Genomic DNA, 4,908 nt, shown 5'->3' on the forward strand with positions numbered 1-4,908 from the left:
GCACACGGCTGCGCCCGGCGTCCTGAAGACGGACATACCCGACGGACTACTTGTGGCGCGTCGTCGCGCGCTGCAGAAACGGCCAGCGCTGTCGTGGCATAGCCGACATCAAAGCATGAACCTTCGCCGCTCGCCAAACGCCGGTCCTGACTCGCCGATCGGCCATTCTCCTCCGCTTTCAAGCTTCGGCTGCGGCTCGAGGACGATCGCGCCATCAGCCTCGACGCGGACCCGCCACGCGTCGCCGCTGCGCGCGCGCTGCGCCGTTGCGGCGCGCAGGGCCCGCTCGATGTCGCATTGCGTGACACGTGCGACGCGTCGGCTCATCGCTCGGTCGCCTGCCTCGGGGGCCGGCGATGCCACTCGCGCTCGCCATAGGCGCGAAAAAATTCCGGCGACTGGACGCTTGAGAGCGCGGCGAGGAATTTGCCGTATTCCTGCTCGCCGAACGCCTCGTAAAACTGCCGCGACCAGACGGGATTGTCGTGATCCCATTCCGTGCGGCGAAAGCGCGTTCCCGTCGCAATGTTGAAAAGGCCGTCGCCGGCGCGCGTGATCGCGCGGCCGATCGTGCAAGCGAGCTCGGAAAGGCGGAGAAGCGCGTTCACTTGGCCCGCGTCTTCCTGCCGGCGCTCTCATGCTGCGCCCACCACGCCTCGAAGCCGTCGCGGAAGTCGGCAAGCTCGTCATCATCGGCGATATGCGCTGGCGGCCGATCCTTGGGCGCGCCCCTCTCGGCGGCGCTCCAACCCTCGCGCCACGCGCTCGACTTTCCGGCGAAGGGATCGCCTGCGGCGCGCGAGCGATCGTCTTCGACGCGCAAGCGTTCGTCTTCGACGCGCAAGCGTTCGTCTCCGACGCGCGTGCCATCGTCAGGTTCGGCCGCAGCAGCGCCGCTGGCGTTGGCGTTGGGGCCCGGTTTCCCGCCGGCTGCCTCCGCTGCGGCCTCCTGAGGCGCGGGTTGCTTGGGTTGGCCCGCGTCAGTTTCTTCCGCCGGCGATTCGCCGGCGTCGTGTTCGATGACCTCGCCCGTCTCGGGATCCGCTTCCGCCAAGGCGTCAAGGCGGCCGGCGAGCGTCTTAGGGCGCGAGATTTCATCCTGCGCCTGCTCACGTGCGCCATCAAAGTCATACAGGGCGTCATCGCGCCGCACGAGATCGTCGAGATCGGTCGACATCGGCAGGCGCTTGGCCAAGCGACGCAATACCGTTTTCCTGGCCATTTCATCCCACCAGTCCTTCCAGGGACCGGCGTTCTTCGCCTTCGATACCGCGCGGACCTTCTCGACCTCGGCGACGGTCATCACCTCACGATAGATTCCGCCGTCTTTTGTCTTTGCGATGGCGTAGGCAAGGCGCGGCCTGCCACGATCGTCGAGCGAGGGCTTATGGATGATCTTTTCTTCGTCGCCGAGCTCATAGGTGAATTCGTCGTTCGAATAGGCGACGTAGGCGCTGATCGAGAGAAGCTCGCCGCTGTTGCGCACCTTCTTGAGAATGCCGGCAATCATCGGCATCCATTGCACCCTGCCCCCAAAGACCACCAAGGCGCCGTCGCGGCCGTCGGGCAGCAAGCCGTCCTGCGCGGCCTTCATCGCCGACTGAAAGAGCGAGGCGCGATCGGCTTTCAGCAGATCGGGATTGCCGGTGACCGCCGTATTGACGACGCGCATGAAGCGCTCGACGGGCAGATGCGCCGGCAGCGCCATTTTGAAATCGCCTTCCCTGTTGGCGACCTGCGCCTTGAGAGCATCGACTTCTGTTCTCTTGACGACGGCGTTCATGCTTTCGCTTCCTTCACTCGGATGGCGCGGTACTGGCTCGGCTGGACCGTGTAGCCCGAGCGACGGATCGTCTTCGCCTCGATCAGGCGACCGTCGGCGAGCCGCCCACGCGCCGCATTGCCGAGCGTATGGACGATCTCGGCGTCGTAGACCTTGCGCTGCTTTGCGGCGTCGACGCCGTCGGCCTCGCGCTTCTTCAATTCGTCGCGGGCGTACATGATCTCGACGATGCGCGCGTTGCCGGAGAGGTCGATCTCGCCGCCGTCATCGTCGGCGAAAAGGTTCGCGATCAGCGCGCCGTCACGCGCGAAGTCGGGCGGATAGGGATCGTTCTCGGCGACGCGCCGCCAGAAGTCTTTGACCGCGGCGCGCAGGCGCGACATGACGCCGGCGTGAAGCGGAATCTCGATCAGCGGCATGTCGACGCCATGCCCGACGACGAGCGGCGCGACCGCCGCCCATTGCGCGCCGATGAGCGTCGCCTCGATGATGGCCTGCACAGCGATCCACACCGGCGGCTCCGGCCCGTCGCCGGTGTTGTCGACCATCCATTTGCGGCGGAAGACGCTCGCCTCGACGCTCTTGATCTGCACGGCGCCGAGTCCGCGCGCCGGATCGCTCACGAGCGCGTCGGGCGTCGCGCCGATGCGCGCCTGCTGGTCGCGGTAATAGACGCGTTGCGGGCCGGCGTTGTGGATCACGGTCCAGTCGGGATGTTCCTCGCGCAGGAGTTCGATCGCGACAGGCTCGAGCAGCCTCCCGCGCTTCATGGGCGCCGTCTCTTCGGAATCGGCCTCGATCACGCCGGACTTCGCCGCGAAGAGCCCGAAGGGCGTCTCCCATTCATGCGCGTTGAGGAGCGCGGCGGCGACACTCGCTGTGATGTCTTTCGAGCGCAGCGCGCGCCATGTCGCGTCATCAGGACAGGGAACGCGCGAGACGCCCTGCGGCGGAACCAAAACATCGGAGATGGCCGCAGCGGCGCCGCCAAGCGAGGTTTGCGGGAAGGTCGCGATCGTCATGCCGCCTTCTCCGCAAGCACGACGAGGCCCTCGCGCATGATCGCGTTGAAGGCTTCGCAGGCTCGCTCCGCGCGCTCGGCGAATTCCGGCTCGATGTGGAAGTCGGCGTCGTCGAGCGTCCTTTCGCCATCCGCGCTGTCGTGGACGGTTACTTTCGTTCCGTTGAAGCGCAGCTCGGGCGCGCCGTAGATGTGGAAGCAGGAGAGCGAGTTGTTTCTCACGCGGCGATCTCCTCGGCCTGCGCGCCGCCTTTCGCCATACGGCGCTTCGCCGCTTCCGCGAGTTCGAGGCAGGCGAGATAGCGCGGGCGGTTATGCGAATAGTGCGTGATGCGCTTGCGTTCGCTGGCTGCGCGCTCCTCGGCGCGGGCGCGAATATCGGCGTGGCTCATTTTGAATGCGTCGGAGAACACGATGCCGAGCGCGCGGGACGCCGTGTCGCGATAGAGCCAGTTGTCGTCGACGAGGCGTTGCGCGGCCATGTCGAACGCCATCAGCGCGGCGACGTGGCACTCTCTGGCGATGCGCTCCTTGGCGCGGTCGAGGGCTGAAAGCGATTGGTCGGACATATGCGATCTCCAAAGGCAGAGCGCCCCTAGAGCAGCTATGCGGTATTTTTACCGCTATGTCAACCTTAAGAGGTAGTATTACCGCTTTTCTTACGGGTTGTTCCGGCCGGAAATCTGGTTGGGCGAGAAATAGAGACCGTCGGGCGCGCCGTGGGCAAAGGATGTTGCCGCTCGAAGGAAGGAATGAATGCAAGATCTACAATGATTTTGCCCGGACAAGCGGCTCAAGCCACGGTCGCAAGGGCCGCGCTTGGATCTGGCAAAGGTATCGTCTTTGAACATCCCGCTAATTCAGACTATGCGTGTGACCTGAATAATTGGAGGTCAGTGGCATGGCGGATGCAAAGGTCCAACCTGTTTCCGATGCGGAGTTCGAAGTAGCGTTCTCCGGTCCAGCCCCGGCGGCGAACAGATTTTATATCGTTGTTGGCCCGGGCGGGGTAAGAATTGCTTTTGCGGAAGAGCCTCGTCCCGGAAAACCGTCACATTTTCGAAGCGCGGTGATGTTGCCTCATCAGGACGCTATAAAGCTCGCGAACCTCCTGAAGACGATGCTCGCGACGCTCGAAGAGCAAATAGCGACAGCATCGGACGAAGCGCATGGTTGAAGTTCCGGACACCCAGGATCCGGGCTTCCACTACCCTTTCAGGTTGTCCAACAGGCTAACGCGTCACCTACCGCTACAGCTTTTGGAACAGCGCCGCCGCATGATGGCTCCCTCAGGGACTTGCCGGGAGCAAAGATGACTGCGAACCTTCTGCAGAGTAACTGATCTTTATCATAGCCTTTGTCGCAGGTTTTTCGACATTTAAGCACTTTCGTTAGCACGCAAGCGCAAGCCTTGACGTATGTTTAATTTGCAAGTCACAGTGCCCAAGAATGTTCTCATGGGCAGATGCGGAATGGCTAACAAAAAAGACAAGGACTCGTTCGGAGGATCGCTCGCGAAAGGAGTTATCCAAGGCGCTACGGCGGCGGCAGTTAAGTTCGTGCTCCCTTTCGTGGGGGCCGCAATGACGTTTATCGCAGGCTATCTAGGCAATATGCCTTGGATGTGGGTCATCATGGCGACTTGTGTCGCTTTCGGCGGTGCCTCAGGCGGCCTGTTGTGGTTCGGAGAATGGTTGGACAAGCGTCGAGTGGAAGGAAAACTTACATTCTCACAAGCGCTCGTTGCGCGAGACATTCAAGGCAATGGGATCGTGATAGGTGCGCGAGTAACAAGTGCCGCTTCGTTTCCGCTTGAATTTGAAGTTACAGAAATCCGAACCAGATTAGGAACAACCGTTCCAGTGACTCAGCATAGTTCAAAGAGGTTCGAGATCCCTCCGAGTGGAATCGGATGGTATTACGATCATCCGATAAGCATACCTAATCCGCCAAAACCAGGAGCTTTGGAAGGGTTTCTCGAATTTCGCTTACGATATGGCCGTGTTGGCAGCAGCTTGCCCTTCAACCTTAACGGGAAGAAGCAAATCGTAGCTGAATTTGACAAACAGGGGATTTACACGTACGGGATTTGTCAGGAGGCGAA

The 4,908-nt window shown here is 62.0% G+C and carries 8 protein-coding genes; 2 read left to right on the forward strand and 6 right to left on the reverse strand.

Annotated elements, in window-relative coordinates:
- Positions 1–108: 108 nt before the first annotated feature.
- From AB7F41_RS17070 to AB7F41_RS17095, 6 genes are read right to left on the reverse strand one after another with little or no spacing between them, the layout of a single operon-like run.
- Positions 109–327: a hypothetical protein gene (locus AB7F41_RS17070; RefSeq protein WP_428384420.1), complete on the reverse strand. Its 219-nt coding sequence runs from the start codon at positions 325–327 to the stop codon at positions 109–111.
- The gene (locus AB7F41_RS17075; RefSeq protein ID WP_428384418.1) at positions 324–608 is read right to left on the reverse strand and encodes a hypothetical protein; all 285 of its coding nucleotides are present in this window, start codon (positions 606–608) and stop codon (positions 324–326) included. Before AB7F41_RS17075 ends, AB7F41_RS17070 begins: the two co-directional genes overlap by 4 nt.
- On the reverse strand, positions 605–1,783 hold the full coding sequence (locus AB7F41_RS17080; protein WP_428384416.1) for a recombinase RecT: 1,179 nt from the start codon (positions 1,781–1,783) through the stop codon (positions 605–607). Before AB7F41_RS17080 ends, AB7F41_RS17075 begins: the two co-directional genes overlap by 4 nt.
- A complete protein-coding gene (locus AB7F41_RS17085; protein ID WP_428384414.1) occupies positions 1,780–2,805 on the reverse strand; it encodes a YqaJ viral recombinase family protein in 1,026 nt (341 codons plus the stop codon). Before AB7F41_RS17085 ends, AB7F41_RS17080 begins: the two co-directional genes overlap by 4 nt.
- Positions 2,802–3,026 (reverse strand): hypothetical protein, encoded by a 225-nt coding sequence (locus AB7F41_RS17090; protein WP_428384413.1) that lies wholly within the window; start codon positions 3,024–3,026, stop codon positions 2,802–2,804. The genes AB7F41_RS17085 and AB7F41_RS17090 overlap by 4 nt, the downstream gene beginning before the upstream one ends.
- Positions 3,023–3,373: a hypothetical protein gene (locus AB7F41_RS17095; RefSeq protein WP_428384411.1), complete on the reverse strand. Its 351-nt coding sequence runs from the start codon at positions 3,371–3,373 to the stop codon at positions 3,023–3,025. The genes AB7F41_RS17090 and AB7F41_RS17095 overlap by 4 nt, the downstream gene beginning before the upstream one ends.
- A 332-nt stretch (positions 3,374–3,705) precedes the next feature.
- Between AB7F41_RS17095 and AB7F41_RS17100 the strand changes: the two genes are divergently transcribed.
- Together AB7F41_RS17100 and AB7F41_RS17105 are read left to right on the forward strand one after the other, a co-directional pair.
- On the forward strand, positions 3,706–3,981 hold the full coding sequence (locus AB7F41_RS17100) for a hypothetical protein (protein WP_428384409.1): 276 nt from the start codon (positions 3,706–3,708) through the stop codon (positions 3,979–3,981).
- A 295-nt stretch (positions 3,982–4,276) separates the two neighbouring features.
- Positions 4,277–4,908 (forward strand): hypothetical protein (locus tag AB7F41_RS17105; protein WP_428406719.1); only part of this gene is annotated, 632 nt, incomplete at its 3' end.

Origin of the sequence: Methylocystis sp. (assembly GCF_050251305.1) — a bacterium.
In the GTDB taxonomy this organism is placed as follows: Bacteria; Pseudomonadota; Alphaproteobacteria; order Rhizobiales; family Beijerinckiaceae; genus Methylocystis.

Excerpts from the sequence above, each read along its gene's own strand:
- AB7F41_RS17070 (WP_428384420.1), bottom strand. The coding sequence starts at position 327 with ATGAGCCGACGCGTCGCACGTGTCACGCAATGCGACATCGAGCGGGCC.
- AB7F41_RS17080 (WP_428384416.1), bottom strand. The coding sequence starts at position 1,783 with ATGAACGCCGTCGTCAAGAGAACAGAAGTCGATGCTCTCAAGGCGCAG.
- AB7F41_RS17085 (WP_428384414.1), bottom strand. The coding sequence starts at position 2,805 with ATGACGATCGCGACCTTCCCGCAAACCTCGCTTGGCGGCGCCGCTGCG.
- AB7F41_RS17095 (WP_428384411.1), bottom strand. The coding sequence starts at position 3,373 with ATGTCCGACCAATCGCTTTCAGCCCTCGACCGCGCCAAGGAGCGCATC.
- AB7F41_RS17100 (WP_428384409.1), top strand. The coding sequence starts at position 3,706 with ATGGCGGATGCAAAGGTCCAACCTGTTTCCGATGCGGAGTTCGAAGTA.